This window comes from Kitasatospora sp. NPDC057518 (genome assembly GCF_042802075.1).
In the GTDB taxonomy this organism is placed as follows: domain Bacteria; phylum Actinomycetota; class Actinomycetes; order Streptomycetales; family Streptomycetaceae; genus Kitasatospora.
This window is the reverse complement of sequence record NZ_JBHVEU010000812.1, coordinates 1-1106: the sequence shown is the minus strand read 5'-3', so window position 1 is coordinate 1106 and position 1106 is coordinate 1. Positions and strand designations below refer to the sequence as shown.

General features: G+C 68.3%; 1 protein-coding gene. It reads left to right on the top strand.

What is annotated here, in order from left to right; translation table 11 throughout:
* The first annotated feature begins 224 nt into the window (after nucleotides 1-224).
* On the top strand, nucleotides 225-1067 hold the full coding sequence (locus ACFU7Z_RS39570; RefSeq protein WP_049649866.1) for a chitosanase: 843 nt from the start codon (nucleotides 225-227) through the stop codon (nucleotides 1065-1067).
* Nucleotides 1068-1106 lie beyond the last annotated feature (39 nt).

Genomic DNA, 1106 nt, shown 5'->3' with positions numbered 1-1106 from the left:
GCCCCGGACCACGCGTCCGGGGCGGGGCCCTCTCCGTTTTCCCGGTGTTGCCCTGCCGTTCCCCGGCTCGACCCGGCGGTGGCCCCAGGTGTCCCGAGCCGGTCCAGCGGCCCTCAAGATCTCTTGAAGAGGTTCGGTCAAAACCCTTGCGGGAGCCGGGCCGAGAGCGTTTCCTTTTTCTCGTTAGGAAAGTTTCCTAACCCCACGAGGAATCGGAGCGTCCCATGCGCCCTCAGCCCCGTCGTGCCCTCCGCATCGCCCTCGCCGCCGCCCTGGTGGCCGCGCCGCTGACCGTCGCGGCCACCTCGGCGGCCCAGGCCGCCCCGTCGCCCGCCGCCGCCGTCCAGCTCAAGGGCGTCGGGCTGGACGACCCGCACAAGAAGGACATCGCCATGCAGCTGGTGTCCAGCGCGGAGAACTCGTCGCTGGACTGGAAGGCCCAGTACAAGTACATCGAGGACATCAAGGACGGCCGCGGCTACACCGCCGGCATCATCGGCTTCTGCTCCGGCACCGGTGACATGCTGGACCTGGTCCAGCACTACACCGACCTCAAGCCCGGCAACATCCTGGCCAAGTACCTGCCGGCGCTGAAGAAGGTCAACGGCAGCGAGTCGCACGCCGGGCTGGGCTCCGCGTTCGAGAAGGACTGGGCCACCGCCGCCAAGGACACCGTCTTCCAGCAGGCCCAGAACGACGAGCGCGACCGGGTGTACTTCAACCCCGCCGTCAACCAGGCCAAGAGCGACGGCCTGCGCGCGCTCGGCCAGTTCGCCTACTACGACGCCATCGTCATGCACGGCCCGGGCAACAGCTCGGACAGCTTCGGCGGCATCCGCGCCGCCGCCCTGAAGAAGGCCAAGACCCCCGCCCAGGGCGGCGACGAGGCCACCTACCTCAAGGCCTTCCTGGACGCCCGCAAGGTGGTCATGAAGAAGGAGGAGGCGCACTCCGACACCAGCCGGGTCGACACCGAGCAGCTGGTCTTCCTCAACGCCAAGAACTTCGACCTCAACCCGCCGCTGAAGTGGAAGGTCTACGGCGACAGCTACGCCATCAACAGCTGACGCCGGCAAGGCGAAAGGGCCCGGCGGCTGGTTCACAGC